Raw genomic sequence first — 21,677 nt, forward strand, 5'->3', positions numbered from 1 at the left:
CGTCGATCGCGCGCTTTCCCCGGCTGGGCCGGGCGGTAACAATGAGTGCCCGCAAGCGCTCATCCCAGGAGCCCGCCCGTGTTCGATACCGCCACTACCCTCGACTGCAACGGCCGCCTGCTACGGCTGGATCGCGCCCGGGTCATGGGCATCGTCAACGTCACCCCGGACTCCTTTTCGGAGAACGGCGAGAACGCCGGCACGGAGGCCGCCGTCGCCCACGGCCTGCGCCTGGTGGCCGAGGGCGCCGACCTGCTCGATGTCGGCGGTGAGTCGACGCGCCCTGGTGCGGAGGAGGTGGATATCGCCGAGGAACTGCGGCGGGTGATCCCGGTGATCGAGAGGCTGGTCGCCGAGACCTCGGTGCCGATCAGCGTGGACACCTCCAAACCCGACGTGATGCGCGCCGCGGTGGCCGCTGGTGCCGGGATGATCAACGACATCCACGCACTGCGGCGCGATGGTGCGCTGGAGGCGGCGGCCGAGCTCGGCGTTCCGGTGGTCCTGATGCACATGCAGGGGCAGCCGCGCGATATGCAGGTGGCGCCGCATTACGAGGATGTCGTCGGCGAGGTGCACCGATTTCTGGCCGAGCGGGTGTTCGCCGCGGAAATGGCGGGTATCGCCAAGAAGCGGCTCGTCATCGATCCCGGCTTCGGTTTCGGCAAGAACCTGCAGCACAACCTGTCGCTCTTGGCGGGGCTGGAGCGGTTCTCTGATATCGGCCTGCCGGTGCTGGCCGGCCTGTCGCGCAAGAAGTCGATCGCCGAGCTGACGGGCCGCGAGGCGATGGACCAGCGCGTCCACGGATCGGTCGCGGCCCATCTGATTGCCGCCCAACGTGGTGCCCTGCTGCTGCGGGTGCATGACGTCGCCGCTACGGTGGACGCGCTGAAGGTCTGGCAGGCGGTCGCCGCGCAGCCGTTGCCGCAGCAGCGACAAGCCGGTGCCGCGATTCGCTGGCCTGAGGATGATTGACCCCTGCGTTCTCGTCACCGAGCCACAGGTGGTCAAAAATTGACCAATGTAAGCCCGGCCCTTGCGGGCCATCGCGCTCGGGAAGTTGTCCACAGCTTGATGCGGATGCTTGTCCACAGGGTCTGTGAACAAGTCCGCTCCGATCACCCCGTCACGGTGGGGTAGGCTTCGCCGATGACCGCATGCCCGTCCTCCACTGCTGTCGCTTCCCTCCGGTGATTTCCGCTCGACCGCTCGCGATTGCATTGATGGGCCCCACGGCGTCGGGCAAGACCGCGCTTGCGCTGGACTGGGCCGAACGCCTTGGCGGCGAGATCATCAGCGTTGACTCGGCGCTGGTCTATCGCGGTCTGGACATCGGCGCGGCAAAACCGGATGCCGCGGAGATGGCGCGCGCGCCGCATCACCTGATCGATATCCGCGAGCCATGGCAACCGTACTCTGCCGCCGAGTTCGCGCGCGATGCGCGGACCGCACTGGAGGCGGTGAGCGCCCGCGGCCGGGTGCCGATCCTGGCCGGTGGGACCGGCCTGTACTTCCGCGCACTGCTGCACGGCTTGTCACCCATGCCGGAAGCCGATCCGCAAATCCGCGCGCAAATTGCCGCCGAGATCGCCGGGCGCGGCTTGCCGGCAATGCACCGGGAGCTGGCGGCACTGGATCCGGTCGCGGCATCCCGCATCCACGCCACCGATGCCCAGCGAATCCAGCGCGCGCTCGAGGTGTATCGCGCCTCGGGTCGGACCATCAGCTCGTGGCGGGCCGAGGCGCCGGCACCGCGCCTGCCGTTCCGGGTGTTGAAACTGGTCCTCGCACCGCGCGAGCGGGCGGTCCTCCATCAGCGCATCGAGCAGCGTTTCGACGCGATGCTGGCGGCGGGTTTCCTCGAGGAGGTCGAGCGACTGCGCGCGCTGCCACAACTGCGCGACCATCCCGCGCCGCTGGACTTGCCCGCGGTGCGCGCGGTCGGCTATCGCCAGGCCTGGGAGTATCTGGACGGACGCGGTGATGCGGCCGATTTCCGCGCCCGCGGCATCCATGCGACCCGGCAGCTGGCCAAGCGCCAGATCACCTGGTTGCGCGGCGAACTGGACGCGCGCTGGTTCGACCCGATGACCGAGCGTGCCGCCCTTGAAGAGGCACTGGCCGGGTTCATTCCCTGAATGTCCCGCGCTGAGTGCACTGCCTCGCGCTTTGGCCGCGCGCCGTCGCACTTCGCCCGATCCGCCATCTGCAGCACGTCCGCAGTGCCCGCGTTGCGCTACCATCGCCCCACCGCCGGCTGGGGAAATGCCGGCGACAGGTAATGTCGAACAGGGCATGCCACCCATAACTAGAAAAACCAAGCGGGGAATTCAGATGTCCAAGGGACAGTCTTTGCAGGATCCTTTCCTGAACGCGTTGCGCCGTGAGCGCATCCCGGTATCGGTCTACCTGGTCAACGGCATCAAGCTGCAGGGCACGATCGAATCCTTCGACCAGTTTGTGGTGTTGCTGCGCAATACCGTCAGCCAGATGGTTTACAAGCACGCCATCTCCACCGTTGTGCCGGCGCGCAACGTGCGTGTCGGGCCCAGTGGCGGGCAGGTGCAGGCGGCGGACGCCGATGAAGGCGCGGGGCAGCCCTGACTGGCCAGTGGGGCGGGTCATGGCTTGTGTTTGGCGAGGTTGCACCCATCTCATCGGGCATGATCCCAAATCCCGTAAAGGCCCCGCCTCTTGTTTGAACGCTCCCGCAAGGGTGAAAGTGCGCTCCTGATCCAGCCCCATGCCGGCGGTCCCGTTGATCCGGACCAGCTGGAGGAATTCACCGAGCTCGCCCGCTCGGCGGGGGCCACCGTGGTTGCGACACTGAATGCCCGCATCGACCACCCCAACGCTTCGATCCTGATCGGCACCGGCAAGCTTGAGGAAGTGCAGGCCGCCGTCGCCGCTACCGAAGCCGACCTGGTCCTGGTCAACCACCCCCTGAGCCCGGTCCAGGAGCGCAACCTTGAGCGCATCCTCGGCTGCCGCGTAGTCGACCGGACCGGCCTGATCCTGGACATTTTCGCCCAGCGCGCCCGCAGTCACGAGGGCAAGCTGCAGGTCGAACTGGCCCAGCTCAAGCACATGTCCACGCGGCTCGTCCGTGGCTGGACCCACTTGGACAGCCTCCGCGGCGGTTCCATCGGCCTGCGTGGCCCGGGTGAGACCCAGCTGGAAACCGACCGGCGGCTGCTGCAGAAGCGCCTGGAGCAATTGCAGAAGCGGCTCGAGAAGGTCGAGGTGCAGCGCACCCAGATGCGCCGAGCCCGGGTCCGCAACGAACTGCCCAGGGTCGCGCTGGTGGGTTACACCAACGCCGGCAAGTCCACTCTGTTCAATGCCTTGACCGGCGCCGACGCCTACGCCGCGGACCAGCTGTTCGCGACGCTGGATCCCACCGTGCGCCGCATCGAGCTGTCCGGCCACGCAATGGTGTTGGCCGACACGGTCGGTTTTGTGCGCGATCTGCCGCATGAGCTGGTCGCCGCCTTCCGCTCCACGCTGTCCGAAGCGCGCGAGGCTGACCTGCTGCTGCATCTGGTGGACGCGGCCGACCCGCTGCGCGAGGAACGCATCGCCCAGGTGGACGAGGTCCTCGCCGAGATCGGTGCCGGGGATATTCCGCAACTGCTGGTCTACAACAAGATCGACCAGCTAGAGCAGGCCCGGCCCCGGATCGACCGCCCCGCCGAAGGCCACCCGCGCGTCTGGGTCTCGGCCAAGGAGCGCGAGGGTCTGGACCTGCTGCCAGAGGTAATCGGCGAGATCCTGGACCTGCAGCGCGTCACCGGTTCCATCGAGGTTCCCTCGCGTGCGGGCAGGCTGCATGCCAAGCTGCACGAGTTGGGCGCGGTGCGTGACGAGGAGTCCGTCGAGGACGGGTGGCGCATGCGGGTGGACATGTCCCTCGCCGACGCGGCGCGCCTGCACGAGCAACCCGATGGCGATGTGCTGCATGCCCTGCTGCCTCCGCGCGAGGCGGACCACGACTTTCATTGACAGCGCTTGCTTGAGGCAGGCGTCCCACCCACCTAGAATCATCGGCTGCCCGCGACAAAGGGGCGCTGTTCACCTTCCTTAGGAGCAGGCATGGCCTGGAATACCCCTGGCAGTGACAATTCCGGCAGCGGCCGTGGCCGCCCGCCGCGTCGGCGCCCCGGCGGCAATGGGATTGACGACGTGCTGGACCGGTTGCGCGGCCTGTTTGGAGGGCAAGGCGGTGGTGGCGGCGTCGGTCGCTGGGTGCTGCTGGTGCTCGCCCTGTGGCTGGCCTTCAACAGCTTCCTGCTGGTGAACGAACAGCAGCGCGCGGTGGTACTGCGCTTTGGCCAGTTCTCCCGCATCCTGCAGCCCGGCCCGCATTTCAAACTGCCGTGGCCGTTCGAGACCGCGATCAAGATCAACGCCACCGAGATCAAGACCTTCGGTACCAACGTGCCGGTCCTGACCAGCGACGAGAACATCGTTCAGGTCGAGATCAACGTGCAGTACCGCGTCAGTGATCCGCAGAAGTACGTGTTCGGCAGCCGTGATGCGAACGCCATGCTGCAGCAGGCGGCGCTGAGCACCGTGCGCGAGCAGGTCGGCCGCTCCACCCTGGACACCGTGCTGGGCGCGCGTAACGCCCTGGCCGTATCGGCCCGCGAGCAGTTGCAGAACTCGCTGGACGCCTACCGCACCGGGCTGGTCGTGACCGAGCTCAACCTGCCCAACGCGCGGCCGCCCGAAGAGGTCAAACCGGCCTTCGATGACGTCAACAGCGCCCAGCAGGACAAGGACCGCCTGATCAGCGAGGCCGAAGCCTACGCCGCCCAGGTCGTGCCTGAAGCTCGCGGCCAGGCGGCCCGCGTGCGCACGGTTGCCGAGGGTTACCGCGACGCATCCGTCTCGCGCGCCGAGGGTGACGCCGACCGCTTCTCGCTGCTGGTGGATCAGTACAAGGACGCACCGGAAGTCACCCGCAAGCGCCTGTGGCTGGAGACCGTGCAGGAAGTGCTTTCCGGTAACCGCAAGGTCGTCGGCGGCGATTCGCGCCAGTTGATCTACGTGCCGATGGACGGCGCCACGGAAGGGGCCGGCCGCGCCTCGGGCTCGACCAATACCTCCGCGGCGCCACTGCTGACCCCGGAAATACTCTCACCGGATACGTCTTCCGCGACGCCGTCGCCTTCCCGCACTGAACGCACCCCACGGCCTGTTGGCCGTCCGGAGGTAAACCGATGAAACATTCCATCTGGATCGCGGTGGCCGTCGCCGTGCTGCTGGGCTTGATGGGCTCCACCTACGTGGTCCGTGAGGGCCAGGTGGGCATGGTGCTCAACCTCGGGCGCGTGGCCAGGACCGGCATTGGCCCGGGCCTGCACTTCAAGGTGCCGCTGGTGGAAACCGCGCTGGTGTTCGATCGCCGGCTGACGGTGTTCAACGCCGAGCCCGAGCGCTACCTGACCTCCGAGCGCAAGGACGTCAGCGTCGACTTCTTCACCGTCGGCATGATTGAGGACGTGCGTGCGTTCTACCGGGCGACCGGTGGTGACGAGAGCCTGGCCGTGGACCGCCTGGCGCCTATCATCAAGGATTCGCTGCGCAACGAGATCAACGCGCGGACCCTGAAGGAGCTCGTCTCCGGCGATCGCGCGGAAATCATCGACCGCCAGCTGGAGGCCATCAACAAGGGTGCCAGCACCGTCGGGGTCAAGATCATCGACCTGCGCCTGAAGCAGATCGACCTGCCGACCGACAGCCAGGTCATCCAGGACGTCTATCGCCGGATGCGGGCCCAGCGTCATCAGGTGGCCAGCCGCCTGCGCGCGGAGGGTGCCGAGCAGGCCCAGACCATCCGGGCCGGCGCCGACAAGCAGCAGGCCGTGATCGTGGCCGAGGCCGAGCGTGACGCCCAGCGCCTGCGAGGCCAGGGCGATGCGGAAGCGGCGGCGCTGTATGCCAAGGCGGCCAACAAGGATCCGGCGTTCTACGCCTTCCAGCGCAGCCTCGAGGCGTATCGCGAATCCTTCAGCGATGGGAAGGGCGTGATCATGCTGGAGCGCAACGACGACTTCCTGAAGTACTTCGGCAACGATCGTTGAGGCGTGTCGATGCGCTCAGGAGCGCGGCATGACCGTCGAGCTCCTGTCGGCTCTCTCGCTGGTGGCCGTACTGGAAGGCCTGTTTCTGTTCGCCGCGCCCGGCCGCTGGCGGCGGACGATGGAGCAGTTGCGCCAGCTGGATGACCACCAGTTGCGCAGGATCGGCGGCGTGGTGCTGGCCATCGGCGTGGTATCGCTTTGGCTGGTGCGGGTTGTGTAAAAGCTTGTTCTTCCGGGCTGGCCTAGACCCTCGAAAACCCGGATAATGCGGAAAAGCCGGAGGGGCGAAATCCTCCCGGCTTTTTCTATGCGCGGAACTCTCCGCCCGGGTCGGCGTGCGCCGGTCCTCAAATGCTTCAGGAGCATATGCAATGGGTCAGTCAGTCGTCGTTCTCGGGGCCCAGTGGGGCGATGAAGGCAAGGGCAAGATCGTTGACCTGCTGACCGAGGAGATCGGTGCGGTCGTGCGCTTCCAGGGCGGCCACAACGCCGGCCACACCCTGGTCATCAACGGCAAGAAAACCGTCCTGCACCTGATTCCCTCGGGCATCCTGCGCGAGGGCGCGCTGTGCCTGATCGGCAACGGCGTGGTGTTGCACCCCGGCGCGCTGCAAAAGGAGATCGGCGAGCTGGAGGCCGAAGGCGTCGAAGTCCGCTCGCGGCTGAAGGTCAGCCCGGCCACGCCGCTGATCATGCAGTACCACATCGCCCTGGATCAGGCCCGCGAGAAGGCTGCCGGCGGCAAGGCCATCGGCACCACCGGCCGCGGCATCGGCCCGGCGTACGAGGACAAGGTCGCCCGTCGTGGCATCCGCGTGGCCGACCTGCACTACCCCGAGCAGCTGGCCGAGCTGCTGCGCAGCGCGCTGGATTACCACAACTTCGTGCTGACCAAATACTTCAACGTGGAGGCGATCGACTTCCAGCAGACGCTGGACGATGCGTTGGCCTTCGGTGACTACGTCGAGCCGATGAAGTCCGACGTCGCCGGCATCCTTCACGACCTGCGCAAGCAGGGCAAGCGCGTCCTGTTTGAAGGTGCGCAGGGCTCGCTGCTGGACATCGACCACGGCACCTATCCCTACGTCACCTCCAGCAACACCACCATCGGTGGCGCGTTGGCCGGCACCGGTGTGGGCGCCGGGGCGATCGACTACGTGCTGGGCATTGCCAAGGCGTACGCGACGCGCGTGGGCAGCGGCCCGTTCCCGACCGAGCTGCACGACGACGTCGGCCAGGCCCTGCGCGACAAGGGCCAGGAATACGGCGCCACCACCGGCCGCCCGCGCCGCTGCGGCTGGATCGACATCGTCGCCCTCAAGCGCGCCGTCGCCATCAACGGCATCAACGGGCTGTGCATCACCAAGCTGGACGTGCTGGACGGCATGGAGAAGCTGAAGGTCTGCATCGGCTACCAGTACCGCGGCAAGCAGACCGAGTACGCCCCGCTGGACGCCCAGGGCTGGGACGAGTGCGAGCCGGTGTACCTGGAGCTGCCCGGCTGGCAGGAAAGCACCCACGGCGTCACCGAGTGGGACAAGCTGCCGCCGGCCGCGCGTGCCTACCTGCGTGCGCTGGAAGAACTGGCCGGCTGCCCGCTGGCGATCGTCTCCACCGGTCCGGACCGCGACCACACGATGATCCTGCAGGATCCGTGGGCCTAATCGCCGCGCTGCATTGAGAGAAAAAGCCCCGCTGATGCGGGGCTTTTTTATGCCCGATCACTCGTAGCTGCCAGGCGCACGTATGTGTCCGGTTCAGCTCCAGCGCCCATCAAGAGCTTGCATTCACGCCCGACGCTTTAGCTTGCTGCACAGCACCCCAAACGAGTCCGGCATCCCATGACCCAGTCCCTGCACTCCAAGACCCTTGCCCGCGCCCTGATGGTCGCGTTGTTGCCCGTTGCGATGTCGGCCGCGTGCAGCCAGACACCGATCCCGGCGGCGGAGCTGGACGCCAGCGCCACTGCCAACGCCGCCCCCGCCCAGGACCCGGCCGCGACCGGCAGCGCCGCCGATGCCGATATGACGGGCGTCCAGGACGCCGACCCCGTCAACCCGGAGCCGATCGCGCCGATCGCACCGGATGATCGGGTCCCAGCGCCGGATGACGAGAAGTCCTCCGAGACGCTGCCCGCCAACAAGGAGGCCGAACCCGAGCCGCTGCCGCCCGTGACCGCCGCGCCCGCCGATGCAGAGCTTGCCAAGGACAGCGCGCTGCGCGCGCAGGTGTTGCTGGAGCGGGCGTTCTTCTCCCCCGGCGAGATCGATGGCGCGGTGGGCAGCAACATGGGTCGCGCCGTGGATGCCTTCCAGCGCGCGCATGACATCAAGCCGACCGGCACGATGGACGCCGCCACATGGGACATCCTGAACAAGGACGACGCACCGATCCTGATCGAGTACACCCTCACCGCCGATGACGTGGCCGGGCCATTTGCCCAGACCCCCAGCGGCCACGCCGCCATGGCCAAAGTGGACGCGCTGCCCTACGAGTCGGTGGAGGAGAAGGTGGCCGAGCAGTTCCACGCCAGCCCGGCGCTGCTGGCCAAGCTCAACCCAGGAGTGAAGCTCGCCTCTGGCGCGACCGTCACCGTGCCCAACATCCAGGCCGCCAGCCGCCTGCCAACGCCGGCCAAGGTGGTGATCGACAAGTCCGACTCCGCGCTGCTGCTGATGGACGAGGCGGGCAAGGTGATCGGGCATTACCCGGTGACGACCGGCAGCGCCCAGTTCCCGCTGCCGATTGGCGACTGGAAGATCAACGGCGTCGCCCGCGACCCGGTGTGGTACTTCGATCCGGACCTGATCGCCGGGACCAAGGCGTCCGATAAGAAAGCCGAGATCCCGCCGGGCCCCAACAACCCGGTAGGCACGACCTGGATCGACCTGAGCAAGGAGCACTACGGCATCCACGGCACCCCCAACCCGGCCAAGATCGGCAAGACCGAGTCCAACGGCTGCATCCGCATGACCAACTGGAGCGTCGCCGCGCTGGCCGAGGTTGTGAAGCCGGGCGTACCGGTGAAGATGCGCGAGTAACCGGGTCGGGCGGTCACGCCTGCATGGACGCGTTGCAGCAGGGCCGCCTCCGGGCGGCTTTGTTGTTTCCGTGGCGGGGACACGGCTCCAGATTCCGCGGGTCGCACCGCTGAGCTCTGGAGCGCGATGCGAGCCGGAGGGAGCGGCGATGCTGTCGAAGCAACCGCCGCCGACGCAGCCGTGAGCGGCATCGGCGCCACAAAATGCGCGAGCCTTGCCGTTTAGAGTCGCAACGCTGCCGCGCCGCGCGTGTCGACACACGCCCAAAGTGCCAACGTAGCCGTCCGAAGTGGCGCGAGTGCCGCAAAAAGCGCCGTCGCTGCCCAGCCCCGCTTATCGCCTGCCGCTCAATGCGGCACGGGTGAAACCCCGAGTGCCAACGATGGCGAAAATTTCGGCATCGGTGCCACTTTTACCCACGCACAAAAAAGGCCGCCCGGAGGCGGCCTCGAGGTCGCGCCGACGCGTCAGGCCATTTCGGGCTTTTCCTCGGTCGTGCGGCTGGTCTTGGCGAAGCGGGCGCCCAGCTCCTTGCGCAGGCCCTCCAGCCCCTGATTGCGGCCGGCCACCTTCAGCAACGCGTAGCCGTCCAGTGCGCAACGCATGATGTCGCTGCCCAGCGCCGTCTCGCTGTCGGCGCCGCGCTCGGCCAGACGCTGCAAGCGCTGCATGCGCGGGCGCAGCCGGTCCAGCGCGGCCAGGTCCTCCAGCGCCTCGGCCAGCTTCAGGCTGGGCGGCACCACCTGTGGGTTCTGGCTCAGCACATTCAATGTCTGCCGGCAGAAGGTCTCGGACTTGTCGCCCATCCGCGCCAGCTTGCGGCGCTGCGCGGCGTTCATCGCCACCAGCGCCGACAACTGCGTCTCCAGCTCGGTCAAGGCCTGGTCCACGGCATCCAGCTGGGCGTCGGTCAGGGTGAGGTTGATCAGGTTCTGGCTCATTGCAACTCCTTTGCATTCCAGTGAGGCGCCGGGGCCGGCACGCCGTGCGCGCCTGCAAGCCCACCGGCACCGCCCCGCCGCAATCCCTGTGGCGTGAGGTGTGCTTGCCGGCAAGGCCGGCGGCTGGGGTGGGGGAAGTGTGCCGGAGGTCGCGCGGTCGGGGCGAGAAACGCGACTAAGGACGTGCCGCGTTGAAAGGTAGGGGAAAGACGCGCGGGTGTGGGGGACGGGTATAGCGCACCACTCCAAGACACGCCATCCGGACATTTCCCCCCTCCTGTAAAGTTGATCTCCTAACAGGGGGATTCCACGCAGTGTTCCAACAAACCTTCAAGAACATCGACGACATCCTGCGCAAGGACGCCGGTTGCACCAGCGAACTCGACTACACCGAGCAGTCCTCTTGGCTGCTGTTCCTCAAGTACCTGGACGCGCTGGAAGCCGACCGCGCTCTGGAAGCCGAACTGGAAGGCAAGGCCTACAGCTTCCTGCTGGAGCCGGCCTACCGCTGGGAAAACTGGGCCGCGCCGAAGGACTGCGACGGCAAGTTCGACCACAACAAGGCGATGACCGGCGACGACCTGCTTGCCTTCGTCAACGGCGAGTTGTTTCCGTACCTGCACGGCTTCAAGGCCAAGGCCAGCGGGCCGCAGACGCTGGAATACAAGATTGGTGAGATCTTCGGCGAGATCAAAAACCGCATCCAGTCCGGCTACAACCTGCGCGACGTGATCGAGCGGGTCGATGAATTGCGCTTCGGTACGCATAAGGAGAAGCACGAGCTCTCGCACCTGTACGAAGCCAAGATCAAGAACATGGGCAACGCCGGGCGCAACGGCGGCGAGTACTACACGCCCCGCCCGCTGATCCGCGCGATGATCCAGGTCATCGACCCGAAGGTCGGCGAGACCATTTACGACGGTGCCTGCGGTTCGGCCGGCTTCCTCTGCGAAGCGTTCGATTACCTCAGCCGGAAGCCGAACCTGTCCACCAGCGACAGCAACACGCTGCAGCGCAAGACGTTCTTCGGCAAGGAGAAGAAAAGCCTCGCCTATGTCATTGGCATCATGAACATGATCCTGCATGGTATCGAGGCGCCGAACATCGTCCACACCAACACGCTGGCCGAGAATCTCGCCGACATCCAGGAAAAGGACCGCTACGACATCGTTCTGGCCAACCCGCCCTTCGGCGGCAAGGAACGCAAGGAGATCCAGCAAAACTTTCCGATCAAGACCGGCGAGACCGCGTACCTGTTCCTGCAGCACTTCGTCAAGTCGCTGCGGGCCGGTGGCCGCGCCGCCATCGTCATCAAGAACACGTTCCTGTCCAACACGGACAACGCCAGCGTGTCCCTGCGCAAGCAGTTGCTGGAAAGCTGCAACCTGCACACCGTGCTCGACTGCCCCGGTGGCACCTTCCTCGGTGCGGGCGTGAAGACCGTGGTGCTGTTCTTCGAGAAGGGCGCGCCGACGCGTAAGACCTGGTACTACCAGCTCGATCCGGGTCGCAACATGGGCAAGACCAACCCGCTCAACGATGCGGACCTGGCCGAGTTCGTGGCGTTGCAGAAGAACTTTGCCGATTCGCCGAAGAGTTGGAGCGTGGATGCTGCCAGCCTCGACCAAACCACATTCGACCTGTCGGTGAAGAATCCCGATGGCGGCGAGGAAGTGGTGCATCGCAGCCCGCAGGAAATCATGGCGGAGATCGCGGCATTGGATGCGGAGAACGCGAAAGTTCTGGCGGCGATCAGGGCGCTGCTGTGACGATTGGTTGGAGGACAATGCAGCTCGGAGATCTCTGTGAGGTGCTCGATTACAAGCGAAAGCCCATCACTAAGAAAGATCGTGTCGCCGGCACTTACCCTTACTATGGTGCAACGGGAGTTCTAGATTTCGTCGAGGGGTTTCTATTCGACGAGCCTTTGGTTTTGGTGGGCGAGGACGGTGCTAAATGGGGATCGGGTGACAGCACGGCATTCGCTGTCGAAGGCAAAATATGGGTTAACAACCATGCGCATGTTCTTAAGCCGGATAGAAATATCCTGCTGGACAGTTGGCTCATCTATCATCTCAATCACCTCGACCTGACCCAATTCATTTCTGGCCTCACTGTTCCAAAACTTAACCAGGGGAGTCTCCGCGGGATAGCGGTTCCGCTCCCTCCGATTTCCGAACAGCAGCGGATCGTCGGCATCCTCGACGAAGCGTTTGCGGGCATTGCCACCGCCAAAGCCAATGCCGAAAAGAACCTCCAAAACGCCCGGCAGGTATTTAAAGCTCAACTCACGGCGGTTTTTAACGACAATCTCGGTGAATTTATACAACTCGAAAAGCTGTTTGACATTGGTTCGAGTAAGCGTGTTCTAAAATCTGAATGGAAAAGTGCAGGTGTACCCTTCTACCGAGGACGCGAAGTAACTCGATTGGCTGCAGATGGTTGCGTTGATAACGAGCTATTTATCTCTGATGAGCATTATGCGAGATTAGCTGGCATCGCCGGTGTCCCCAGCTCGGGAGACATTGTGGTCACTGCGATAGGAACTATCGGCAATGCATATGTCGTCAAGAATAACGATCGCTTTTACTTCAAGGATGCGAGTGTCCTTTGGATGAAAAGGGTGTCGGATATATCAAGCGAATTTGTGAGCTATTGGATTCGATCTTCTGCATTTCACGATCAGCTTGATCGAGGAAATGGTGCAACGGTAGATACTCTAACGATTGCAAAGCTAAAAAGCTTGGAGATTCCAGTCCTTTCAGAATATGAACAGTTGCGGCGTGTTGAAGAACTTAGGTCGTTTGAACAAGAAACCCAACGACTCGAATCCATATACCAGCGCAAACTTGCCGCACTCGATGCCCTCAAGCAATCCCTTCTACACCAAGCCTTCTCCGGCCAACTCTGAGGACACCGGATGTCAACCCAACGCTACTCCGTTACCCCGCACCCCGTTGAAACCCTGCTGACGTGGGTGAAATCAGGCGAGATCGCGATCCCGGAGATCCAGCGGCCGTTCGTGTGGGAGGCGACCAAGGTGCGCAACCTGCTGGACTCGCTTTATCAGGGTTATCCGGTGGGCTATCTGATCGCGTGGCGTAACCCCACCGTCAAACTCAAGGACGGCAGCACGTCTGCCGGCAAGCGCATCCTGATCGACGGGCAGCAGCGCGTGACGGCACTCATGGCCTCGCTGTTGGGCGTGGAGGTGCTGACTGACGACTACGAGACGGTGCAGATCCGCATTGCCTTCAACCCGCAGGAAGAGAGGTTCGAGGTCGCCAACCCGGCCATCCGCAGGAACGTGGCGTGGATTCCGGACGTCGCCAAAGTCTTTGAGCCCTCCACCAGCCTCTTCCAACTTGTGGCGGACTATTGCGCTGTCAACCCCGCCAGCTCGCAGGACCAGGTCTTCAAGGTCATCGAGAAGCTGCGAGGCATCATTCACAACCACGTCGGGATCATTGAGCTGGCCGAAGACCTCGATATTGAGACGGTCACCGAGATATTCATCCGTGTGAACTCTGCCGGCTCGCCGCTGTCGCAGGCCGATTTCGCGATGTCGAAGATCGCGGTCAACACCGCCTACGGCGGTAACCAACTGCGGAAGGCCATCGACTATTTCTGCCATCTGGCGATCGCGCCGGACTTCTTGGCCAAGATACGCAAGGGAGATAGCGCTTTCGTCGCTTCGGAATTCTTTGACAAGATGAAGTGGATCGCCGACGTCAACGACGACATCTACGACCCGACCTACACCGACATGCTGCGCGTGGCCTTCACCTCGGAGTTCGGGCGCGGAAAGCTGCAGGATCTGGTAGCCCTGCTGTCGGGCCGCAACTTCGAGACGAAGCAGTACGAAGAGGCCATCGTAGAGGCGTCGTTCGGCAAGCTGAAGCAGGGGATCCTCGCGTTCGTCAACAAGACCCACTTCGACCGCATCACAATGATCCTGCGCTCGGCCGGGTTCATCCTCAGCAACATGATCGGCAGTCAGAACGCGATCAACTTCGCCTACATCCTCTACCTGCGCGGTCGTCGCGAGAACGTGCCTGCTGCCAAGCTGGAGCAACTGGTGCGGCGCTGGTTCGTAATGTCGCTGCTCAGCCGCCGCTACGGCGGTTCGCCAGAGTCCACGTTCGACTTCGACATCCGCCAGATCGACAGTCGCGGCGTGGTGTCCTACGCGGAGTCTGTGATTCCAAACGAACTGCCCGATAGCTTCTGGACCGGCATGTTGCCGCAGTTCATGGACACCTCTTCGATCAACAGCCCGTACTTCAAGTGCTTCCAGGCGGCGCAAGTCAAGCTCGGAGACCGCGGATTCCTGTCGCGCGATATCACCGTCACCGACCTGCTGCTGAACCGCGCCGATGTGCACCACGTCTATCCAAAGCAGCACCTGAAGGGCAGCGGCATGACGCGCGGGTCGTACAACCAGATCGGCAACTTCGTGATCGCCCAGAGCGAGATCAACATAGCCATCGGCGCAAAGCCTCCGGAGACGTACTTCGCCGAACTCCGAGACCAGGTTGGTGGTGGACAGTTGAAATACGGCGGCATCACCGACTCCGCCGAAATGCTGGCGAACTTCCGCATGAACTGCATCCCGGAAACTCTGCTCGGCGGCGACGTGCCAAGTTACGAGGGATTCTTGAAGGAGCGCCGGCGGCTGATGGCGTTGAAGATCCGCGACTGGTTCCAGACGCTGTGAGCGCATGGCCGAGTGATTGACAGCGCGCATACGGGAGGGGGTGTTTATGGATGGCAACAGTGAGTTGTTTTTCTATTTGGTGGATGACACGGGTAACCGTCGCGTCCCCTTTAAAATTCAGGCGGAGCACGGTCCCTATGGCTACGCATTGCATCCAAAGGGGAAGGGCAACGATCCCAAAGCAGCTCATTACACGGAAGACCTCAAGGAGCTTGTCCAGGGCGTCGTCATTCACGGGTTGGGCGTGCGCACCAAGGCCAAAAAAGGTCCCCAGAAGGGGCAGTCGAACACGTTGTATCTGGGCGAACGTACGGTCTCGGGCTACTACTTGAGCAAGGTTCGGAAAGACTGGGTGGATGCTGCCGAGGTACGCCCTCTCAATGAGACGGCATCGGCGTGAGCATCGTTGCGGGCAAGCCCCGCGGTCAGCGCGTAATGTCCCGAGGCCTCTTCAGACGTTACTCTCCCCTTGTTATGAGGGGGATAGCAGCGCTTTGAATGAGTCCGAGACCCGAGCGGAACACATCGACCCCGCCTTGAAGGTCGCGGGCTGGGGTGTGGTCGAAGGCAGTCGTGTCCTGCGCGAGCGCCAGTGCGTGATCGCCCCGGGTCGCCTACAAGGCAACGGTCAGCGCGCCAGGGCCGAGATTGCCGATTACGTGCTGGTGTACCGCAATACCAAGTTGGCGGTGATCGAGGCCAAGGCGTGGGACAAGCCGCATACCGAGGGCGTCGGGCAGGCCAAGCAGTACGCGGCCAAGCTGGCGGTGCGTTTCACCTATGCGACCAACGGCCAGAAGATCTATGCGATTGATATGGAGACCGGCACGGAGGGCGACGTGGTCGCGTTCCCCGGCCCCGAGGAACTCTGGGCGCGCACCTACGCCACCGCCAACGCCTGGCGCGACCGCTTCGCCGCGGTCCCGTTCGAGGACAAGGGCGGCATGTGGCAGGGCCGCTACTACCAGGACATCGCCATCCAGCGCGTGCTCGATGCCATCGCCGAAGGTCGCGACCGCATCCTGCTGACGCTGGCCACTGGCACCGGCAAGACCTTCATCGCGTTCCAGTTGGCGTGGAAGCTGTTCCACAGCCGCTGGAACCTTGCGGACTGGAAGCGCAACGACGAGCCCACCCGCCGACCGCGCGTACTGTTTCTGGCCGACCGCAACAACCTCGCCGATCAGGCTTACAACGCGTTCACCGCGTTTCCCGAGGACGCGCTGGTGCGCATCGCCCCGGACGAGATCCGCAAGAAGGGCCGGGTGCCGAAGAACGGCAGCATCTTCTTCACCATCTTCCAGACCTTCATGAGCGGGCCGGGGGAGACGCCGTACTTTGGTGACTACCCGCCGGACTTCTTCGATTTCATCGTCATCGACGAATGCCACCGTGGCGGTGCGAAGGACGAGAGCAGCTGGCGGGAGATCTTGGAGTACTTCAGGCCGGCCGTGCAGTTGGGGCTGACGGCCACGCCCAAGCGCCACACCAACGCCGACACCTACGCGTATTTCGGCGAGCCGGTGTACAGCTACTCGTTGAAGGAAGGCATCAACGACGGCTTCCTGACGCCCTTCAAGGTCAGGCAGTTCGCCACCACCATCGACGACTACACCTACACCCCCGATGACGCCGTGGTGGAGGGTGAGGTGGTGCCGGGCCGGCGCTACACCGAGAGCGAGTTCAACCGCGTCATCGTGATTCCCGAGCGCGAGGCGTACCGCGTCAAGATCTTCATGGACCTGATCGACCAACGCGAGAAGACGCTGGTGTTCTGCGCCACCCAAGAACACGCGCTGATGGTGCGTGACCTGATCAACCAGACCAAGACCAGCACCGACCCCATGTATTGCGTGCGGGTCACGGCAAACGATGGCGAGCGCGGCAATCAGCATCTGCGCGACTTCCAAGACAACGAGAAGACCATTCCGACGATCCTGACCACATCGCAAAAGCTCTCAACGGGCGTAGACGCCCGGAACGTGCGAAACATCGTGCTGATGCGGCCGATCAATTCGATGATCGAGTTCAAGCAGATCATCGGTCGCGGCACGCGTCTGTATGACGGCAAGGATTTCTTCACTGTCTACGATTTCGTGAAGGCGCACCACCATTTCAGCGACCCGGAATGGGACGGCGAGCCGATCGATCCGGAGCCGCCGCGTCCGCGCCCGCCCAGCGATGACGACAATCCGACGCCGCCGCGCGAGCCTACGCCGCCCGAGCCGCGGCCGGCGAAGATCCACGTCAAGCTGGCCGACGGCAAGGCACGCCAGATCCAGAGCATGATGGCCACGACGTTCTGGAGCGCCGACGGCAAGCCGATGTCGGCCGCGCAGTTTCTTGAAAGCCTGTTTGGCACGTTGCCGGAGTTCTTCCAAGACGAAGATCAGCTGCGGGAGATATGGAGCGAGCCCGCGACCCGCAAGGCGCTGCTGACTGGGCTGGGCGAGAAGGGCTTCGGCCGCGACGCGCTGGCCGAAATGCAGAGGGCTATCGAAGCCGAAGACAGCGACCTATTTGACGTGTTGAGTTACGTCGCTTACACGCGTCCGCCGATGACACGTGAGGAGCGGGCGGTGATGGCAAAGGCGCGCATCAGCAGTACCTATAGGAGCAACCGACAACTTTCCTTCCTGGAGTTCGTACTCGGCCACTACGTGAGCCAGGGCGTCGATGAACTCGACCTCGACAAACTGTCACCGTTGTTGCGACTCAAATACCGCGCCATATCCGACGCGGCAGCCGACTTGGGCACACCCGAGCAGATCCGGAACGTGTTTATCGGCTTCCAAAAGTACCTCTATGAGGGTCCACGATAGACGGTGCACTTCGAGGGCGATGCGGGCCTTCAGAGGCTGCGTGAGCGATGATCCTAGCGCGTGGTGTCGTGAGAGATGAATTGGACTGTCGGGGGTGCTTCCCGTTCTTCGCGCTAGTCCCTCTCTAATCCCAAAGGAGCGACCGCCATGCCAATCCCATTCACCCTCCAACGCCTCGACCACGTCGTCCTGCGCGTGCGCGACATGGCCGCGATGCAGGCTTTCTACTGCGAGGTGCTCGGCTGCACGGTCGAGCGGCGGCAGGACGAGATAGGCCTGCTGCAGCTGCGGGCGGGGGATTCGTTGATTGACTTGGTCGATGTCGCCGGGGAGCTGGGTCGTAAGGGTGGCGCGGCGCCCGGTGCGGAGGGCCACAACATGGACCATCTGTGTGTGCAGGTGCTGCCGTTTGATCGCGCGGCCATCGAGGCGCATCTGCGTGCGCACGGCGTGGAGATGGGCGAGTTCGGGTCGCGCTATGGGGCGCTGGGGCAGGGGCCGTCGCAGTACGTGCTCGATCCGGAAGGCAACCGGGTCGAGCTCAAGGGGCCGCCTGAGGGGTGATCCCGATCACGTCCGGCTATGCTCCGTGCACTGCAAGTCCGCAGCGGCGTCGATCACGACGACCGGAACCACACAGGGAGCTAAACAATGACGCGCTTGATGAAGAACATTTTGGGCAAGGTGGGAATGGTGGTGTGTGTCGGTCTGCTGGCGGCCTGCGCGGACCCCGGCGCGGAGGCGGCCAACGCGAGCGCCAGCGACAGCGCACCGGCCGCGGCACAGTCGGTGGACGGGCTGACCTTCACGATCAGCGGGCCCCTGTTTCCGGAGCCGGCGACATTCGAGGTCCCGGGCGATACGCGTGAGCTGCGCACCTATCTGTCCGACAGCATGTTCAGCCTGACGGTGTCGCCCAACGACCGCCTGCGCTCGACCGATGGCAAGCATGTTCTGACCGGGGTGATCCTCGGCACGCAGCCGGCGGGAGTGGGCGAGTCCACCGAGTCCGCTGGCGTCTCGGAGGCGACCTTCAACTTTGATACCGATGCCGGCACCGATCGTCAGCAGGGTCCGTCGATGGCGTTCTCCTCCAAAGGAGTGCGTCAGCCGATGCGCATCGTGATGGAGACCTACGAGGACGGGAAACGCGCTGCCGGACACTTCAGCGGCAAGTTGCAGCGGACCAACATCGACAGCACCCACGAGATCTACGACGTGGAGGGCAAGTTCGACGTCAACTGATGCCGCTCAGGCGATAGCCGACACGCCGCCCGCCGCCTGGGCCACCCGCTCGGCGGCGGCGCGCACGCGCTGCAGGTCATCGGGCAGGGTGAGCGCGTTTTCGCAGCGTGCCAGCGCGCTGCGGGACTGTTCCAACGCCGCCTGCCGGTAGCGGACCTGGTCGATGCTGGCCAGCATGTGCAGCACTTTTTGCAGCTGGATCGCCACCTCCACGGTGGTGGCGCCATCGCGGGCGATGGCCACGAAGAAGTCATCGAACAGATCGTCCAGCTTCACCCCCGGCACGCGGATGCGGGAAAACCGGACTTCCTCATCCTTGTCCAACCCGTCGGTGTAGGGCGCGGACCATTGGGCCAGTACGCGCGCGCCGCGGCTCAGGATCTCAATGGCGGTGCCTGGGTCGTTCACCGCTGGGGACAGCGCGCGCGAGGCGATTTCCGCCATGACGCACAGCCCCAGTCGCGGATCCTGGTCGAACGAGCGCTCGGCCGAGATATTGAACGCCTTGGCCAGCTTGCGGGCGATCTCTTCATCGTGGGTGCCGGTGACCGATGCCACGGGTCGGCCCGGTCCCGCCAGGTCACCGGGCAGCAGGTGGACCACCACGTGCAGGTCCGCGTCCTCGGCCAGCTCCTGCAGCGCGCCCATGTCGATGTACTGGACGTAGCCGATCTTCTGCGCAGTTACCGGCATTCCCGGGCTGTCGGTCGCGTCGCTGTCCCCGTGCAGCGGCGCCCCGCCCAGGTAGGGGAGCTTGTAGCGTGCGTGTATTGACGCGGTGGCTTCCTTCTCCACGCGCTCGCTGGTGGGACCGACCCGGCCGAGCTCAAGCACATAGTCGATCCAGCGCAGCAGGGTGATCACGATGATCACGAGCACGCCGAGCGTCACCGCGTACAGGATGACCCGGCCGCTGTCGCCGTACAGGCCGGTGTGCAGGCAGATGATGCCGACGACGCTGAAAAGGAAGGAGCCAACGAAGGTCGCCAGCGCGTTCTGCGCGGTGCTGTCGGCGCTCAGCAGGCGGGTCGCGCGCGGGGTGACGTTGTTGGTCGAGGAGGCAAACGCGGCGACCATAGTGCTCAGCGAGAAGATGGTCACCGCCAGCATGCTGCTGGCGATGATGTTGAGCAGGCTGCCGACCGCAGTCGCGCCGATCTGGGTGGTGAGCTCGTCGGGAATGAAGCGCTTGAGCAGTATCGCGGCCAGCGCGGTAACGATTCCGAGCAGCGAAAACGCCGTGGCCCGCACCCACATCTGCCGGGAGAGTTGAAGGACCAGCCACTGCAAGCGCGAAAACATGATCAGCCGCTCCGGCCGGAATCCGAAGCCAGCTTAGCAGCGGTGCGCGCCGCACCCGTCTTCAACGCAGCAGCACCAGCGTCGCCAGACCGAGGAAGCTGAGGAACCCCATCACGTCGGTGATGGTGGTCAGCACGACGCCACCGGCCAGGGCCGGGTCGAAGCCCATGCGCTTCAGGGTCACCGGAACCATCACACCCCCGGCCGCGGCGGTGAGCAGGTTAATGGTCAGCGCGGTACCGATGACCGCCGACAGCAGTGGGTCACGGAACCACAGCAGCACGATCAGGCCCAGCCCGATGCCCAGGCACACCCCGTTGATCAGGGCGACGCGCAGTTCCTTGCGCAGCAGTGCGCCGATGTTGGAGGAGCCGATCTGGTCCAGGGCCAGCGCGCGGATCATGAGTGCGAGCACCTGGGTGCCGGCATTGCCGCCCATACCGGCGACGATCGGCATCAGGATCGCCAGCGCCACGATCTTGTCGATGGAGCCCTCGAACTGGCCGATGACACCGGCGGCGAGGAACGCGGTGCACAGGTTCACGCCCAGCCACACCAGCCGGCGGCGGAAGGCGCGCCGGGCCGGGCTGAACATGTCCTCGTCCTCGGCCAGACCGGCGGCGCTGAGCGCCTGGTGATCGGCACGGTCGCGGATGATGTCGACCACGTCATCGATCGTGATCCGGCCCAGCAGGGTGTGGTTGTTGTCCACCACCGGGGCACTGAGCCAGTCGTGATCGGAGAACTGGCGCGCGACCTCGTCGCTGGAATCCTCAACGTCGAACGCCGGTTGCTCGGAATCCAGCAGCCGGTTGATGGGCGTGGACGGGTCGTGGGTCAGCAGCGTGGCCAAGCCGAGGCGGCCGCGGTACTGGTGCCGGCGGCTGACGACGTAGAGATAGTCGGTGTGCTCGGGCAGTTCGCCGCGCAGGCGCAGGAAGCGCAACACCACGTCCACCGTGGCGTCGGCGCGCACCGTGACCACATCGGGGTTCATCAGTCGCCCGGCGGTGTCCTCGGGGTAGGACAGTGCCTGCTCCAGACGCTCGCGGTGCTCGCGGTCCATCGACTTGAGGACCTCGTCGAGCACCGTGGCGGGCAGGTCACCGACCAGGTCCGCGAGGTCGTCGATGTCGAGGTCTTCCACCGCGGCGACGATTTCATCCGCGTCCATGTCCGCCAGCAGGCTTTCGCGGACCTCGTCACCGACGTGCAGCAGGACTTCGCCGTCGTCTTCCGGATCGACCAGGCCCCAGACCACGACGCGCTCGTCCAAAGGGAGCGACTCGAGCAGGTTGCCGATTTCCGCGGGCGACAGGGTGTTGACCAGACGCCGGATCGGGCCCAGCCGACCGCTGTCGAGCGCATCGGCGAGCAGGCGCAACTGATGCGACGTCTTGTCCTGGCGGACGGTCTCGGCCATGCGTGCTCCTTGTGCGGAAGCCGCATCCGAGATGGATGCGATCAGTGTTGTCGGTGGAGGGCTGATTATCCGCGCTGCGGCCGGCGCTGCACACCCA

General features: G+C 64.6%; 19 protein-coding genes. 16 read left to right on the forward strand and 3 right to left on the reverse strand.

Annotated features, from left to right (window positions below):
• Nucleotides 1–78: 78 nt before the first annotated feature.
• From folP to KZ491_RS00785, 9 genes are all read left to right on the forward strand, one after another.
• On the forward strand, nt 79–978 hold the full coding sequence (gene folP / locus KZ491_RS00745) for a dihydropteroate synthase (RefSeq protein ID WP_222563976.1): 900 nt from the start codon (nt 79–81) through the stop codon (nt 976–978).
• Between the two features lie 182 nt (nt 979–1,160).
• Nucleotides 1,161–2,141, forward strand: a complete 981-nt coding sequence (miaA, locus tag KZ491_RS00750; RefSeq protein ID WP_222563977.1) for a tRNA (adenosine(37)-N6)-dimethylallyltransferase MiaA — start codon at nt 1,161–1,163, stop codon at nt 2,139–2,141.
• A gap of 196 nt (nt 2,142–2,337) precedes the next feature.
• Complete coding sequence (hfq, locus tag KZ491_RS00755; protein ID WP_222563978.1) at nt 2,338–2,607, forward strand: RNA chaperone Hfq; 270 nt, start codon at nt 2,338–2,340, stop codon at nt 2,605–2,607.
• Nucleotides 2,608–2,697: 90 nt separating this feature from the next.
• Nucleotides 2,698–4,005: a ribosome rescue GTPase HflX gene (hflX, locus tag KZ491_RS00760; protein WP_222563979.1), complete on the forward strand. Its 1,308-nt coding sequence runs from the start codon at nt 2,698–2,700 to the stop codon at nt 4,003–4,005.
• Between the two features lie 90 nt (nt 4,006–4,095).
• Nucleotides 4,096–5,229, forward strand: a complete 1,134-nt coding sequence (gene hflK / locus KZ491_RS00765; RefSeq protein ID WP_222563980.1) for an FtsH protease activity modulator HflK — start codon at nt 4,096–4,098, stop codon at nt 5,227–5,229.
• Nucleotides 5,226–6,089: a protease modulator HflC gene (gene hflC, locus KZ491_RS00770; RefSeq protein WP_222563981.1), complete on the forward strand. Its 864-nt coding sequence runs from the start codon at nt 5,226–5,228 to the stop codon at nt 6,087–6,089. Before hflK ends, hflC begins: the two co-directional genes overlap by 4 nt.
• Before the next feature lie 28 nt (nt 6,090–6,117).
• Nucleotides 6,118–6,309, forward strand: coding sequence for a DUF2065 domain-containing protein (locus KZ491_RS00775; protein ID WP_222563982.1), 192 nt, complete (start codon nt 6,118–6,120; stop codon nt 6,307–6,309).
• Between the two features lie 151 nt (nt 6,310–6,460).
• Nucleotides 6,461–7,753 (forward strand): adenylosuccinate synthase, encoded by a 1,293-nt coding sequence (locus KZ491_RS00780; protein WP_222563983.1) that lies wholly within the window; start codon nt 6,461–6,463, stop codon nt 7,751–7,753.
• Nucleotides 7,754–8,218: 465 nt separating this feature from the next.
• On the forward strand, nt 8,219–9,130 hold the full coding sequence (locus KZ491_RS00785; protein WP_425493082.1) for a L,D-transpeptidase family protein: 912 nt from the start codon (nt 8,219–8,221) through the stop codon (nt 9,128–9,130).
• Nucleotides 9,131–9,597: 467 nt separating this feature from the next.
• Here the strand turns inward: KZ491_RS00785 and KZ491_RS00790 are convergent, their stop codons facing one another.
• A complete protein-coding gene (locus KZ491_RS00790; RefSeq protein WP_222563984.1) occupies nt 9,598–10,071 on the reverse strand; it encodes a hypothetical protein in 474 nt (157 codons plus the stop codon).
• A gap of 314 nt (nt 10,072–10,385) precedes the next feature.
• Here KZ491_RS00790 and KZ491_RS00795 point away from each other — a divergent pair, with 314 nt between their 5' ends.
• The 7 genes from KZ491_RS00795 (at nt 10,386) to KZ491_RS00825 (ending at nt 18,855) form a co-directional block, all read left to right on the forward strand.
• A complete protein-coding gene (locus KZ491_RS00795) occupies nt 10,386–11,840 on the forward strand; it encodes a type I restriction-modification system subunit M (RefSeq protein ID WP_222563985.1) in 1,455 nt (484 codons plus the stop codon).
• Between the two features lie 17 nt (nt 11,841–11,857).
• Nucleotides 11,858–12,982, forward strand: a complete 1,125-nt coding sequence (locus KZ491_RS00800; protein ID WP_246606437.1) for a restriction endonuclease subunit S — start codon at nt 11,858–11,860, stop codon at nt 12,980–12,982.
• A gap of 9 nt (nt 12,983–12,991) precedes the next feature.
• A complete protein-coding gene (locus KZ491_RS00805; RefSeq protein ID WP_222563987.1) occupies nt 12,992–14,788 on the forward strand; it encodes a GmrSD restriction endonuclease domain-containing protein in 1,797 nt (598 codons plus the stop codon).
• 46 nt (nt 14,789–14,834) lie between these two features.
• Entirely contained in the window at nt 14,835–15,188 is a 354-nt protein-coding gene (locus tag KZ491_RS00810) for a hypothetical protein (protein ID WP_222563988.1), read from the forward strand.
• A 94-nt stretch (nt 15,189–15,282) separates the two neighbouring features.
• Nucleotides 15,283–17,610, forward strand: coding sequence for an EcoAI/FtnUII family type I restriction enzme subunit R (gene hsdR / locus KZ491_RS00815; RefSeq protein ID WP_222563989.1), 2,328 nt, complete (start codon nt 15,283–15,285; stop codon nt 17,608–17,610).
• Between the two features lie 147 nt (nt 17,611–17,757).
• Nucleotides 17,758–18,174: a VOC family protein gene (locus KZ491_RS00820; RefSeq protein WP_222563990.1), complete on the forward strand. Its 417-nt coding sequence runs from the start codon at nt 17,758–17,760 to the stop codon at nt 18,172–18,174.
• A gap of 99 nt (nt 18,175–18,273) precedes the next feature.
• Complete coding sequence (locus KZ491_RS00825; protein WP_222563991.1) at nt 18,274–18,855, forward strand: hypothetical protein; 582 nt, start codon at nt 18,274–18,276, stop codon at nt 18,853–18,855.
• A 6-nt stretch (nt 18,856–18,861) separates the two neighbouring features.
• Here the strand turns inward: KZ491_RS00825 and KZ491_RS00830 are convergent, their stop codons facing one another.
• Both KZ491_RS00830 and mgtE read right to left on the reverse strand, forming a co-directional pair.
• Entirely contained in the window at nt 18,862–20,157 is a 1,296-nt protein-coding gene (locus KZ491_RS00830) for a DUF2254 domain-containing protein (RefSeq protein WP_222563992.1), read from the reverse strand.
• A gap of 61 nt (nt 20,158–20,218) precedes the next feature.
• Nucleotides 20,219–21,580 carry a magnesium transporter gene (gene mgtE / locus KZ491_RS00835; protein WP_043958290.1) on the reverse strand — a complete coding sequence of 454 codons (1,362 nt, stop codon included), beginning with the start codon at nt 21,578–21,580 and terminating at the stop codon, nt 20,219–20,221.
• Nucleotides 21,581–21,677 lie beyond the last annotated feature (97 nt).

It is taken from the genome of Novilysobacter antarcticus (assembly GCF_019802285.1).
Classification (GTDB): domain Bacteria; phylum Pseudomonadota; class Gammaproteobacteria; order Xanthomonadales; family Xanthomonadaceae; genus Novilysobacter; species Novilysobacter antarcticus.

Coding starts and splice junctions, on each gene's coding strand:
- miaA (WP_222563977.1), top strand. CDS start 1,161: ATGCCCGTCCTCCACTGCTGTCGCTTCCCTCCGGTGATTTCCGCTCGA.
- hfq (WP_222563978.1), top strand. CDS start 2,338: ATGTCCAAGGGACAGTCTTTGCAGGATCCTTTCCTGAACGCGTTGCGC.
- hflK (WP_222563980.1), top strand. CDS start 4,096: ATGGCCTGGAATACCCCTGGCAGTGACAATTCCGGCAGCGGCCGTGGC.
- hflC (WP_222563981.1), top strand. CDS start 5,226: ATGAAACATTCCATCTGGATCGCGGTGGCCGTCGCCGTGCTGCTGGGC.
- KZ491_RS00775 (WP_222563982.1), top strand. CDS start 6,118: ATGACCGTCGAGCTCCTGTCGGCTCTCTCGCTGGTGGCCGTACTGGAA.
- KZ491_RS00780 (WP_222563983.1), top strand. CDS start 6,461: ATGGGTCAGTCAGTCGTCGTTCTCGGGGCCCAGTGGGGCGATGAAGGC.
- KZ491_RS00790 (WP_222563984.1), bottom strand. CDS start 10,071: ATGAGCCAGAACCTGATCAACCTCACCCTGACCGACGCCCAGCTGGAT.
- KZ491_RS00800 (WP_246606437.1), top strand. CDS start 11,858: ATGCAGCTCGGAGATCTCTGTGAGGTGCTCGATTACAAGCGAAAGCCC.
- KZ491_RS00805 (WP_222563987.1), top strand. CDS start 12,992: ATGTCAACCCAACGCTACTCCGTTACCCCGCACCCCGTTGAAACCCTG.
- KZ491_RS00810 (WP_222563988.1), top strand. CDS start 14,835: ATGGATGGCAACAGTGAGTTGTTTTTCTATTTGGTGGATGACACGGGT.
- KZ491_RS00820 (WP_222563990.1), top strand. CDS start 17,758: ATGCCAATCCCATTCACCCTCCAACGCCTCGACCACGTCGTCCTGCGC.
- KZ491_RS00825 (WP_222563991.1), top strand. CDS start 18,274: ATGAAGAACATTTTGGGCAAGGTGGGAATGGTGGTGTGTGTCGGTCTG.
- KZ491_RS00830 (WP_222563992.1), bottom strand. CDS start 20,157: ATGTTTTCGCGCTTGCAGTGGCTGGTCCTTCAACTCTCCCGGCAGATG.
- mgtE (WP_043958290.1), bottom strand. CDS start 21,580: ATGGCCGAGACCGTCCGCCAGGACAAGACGTCGCATCAGTTGCGCCTG.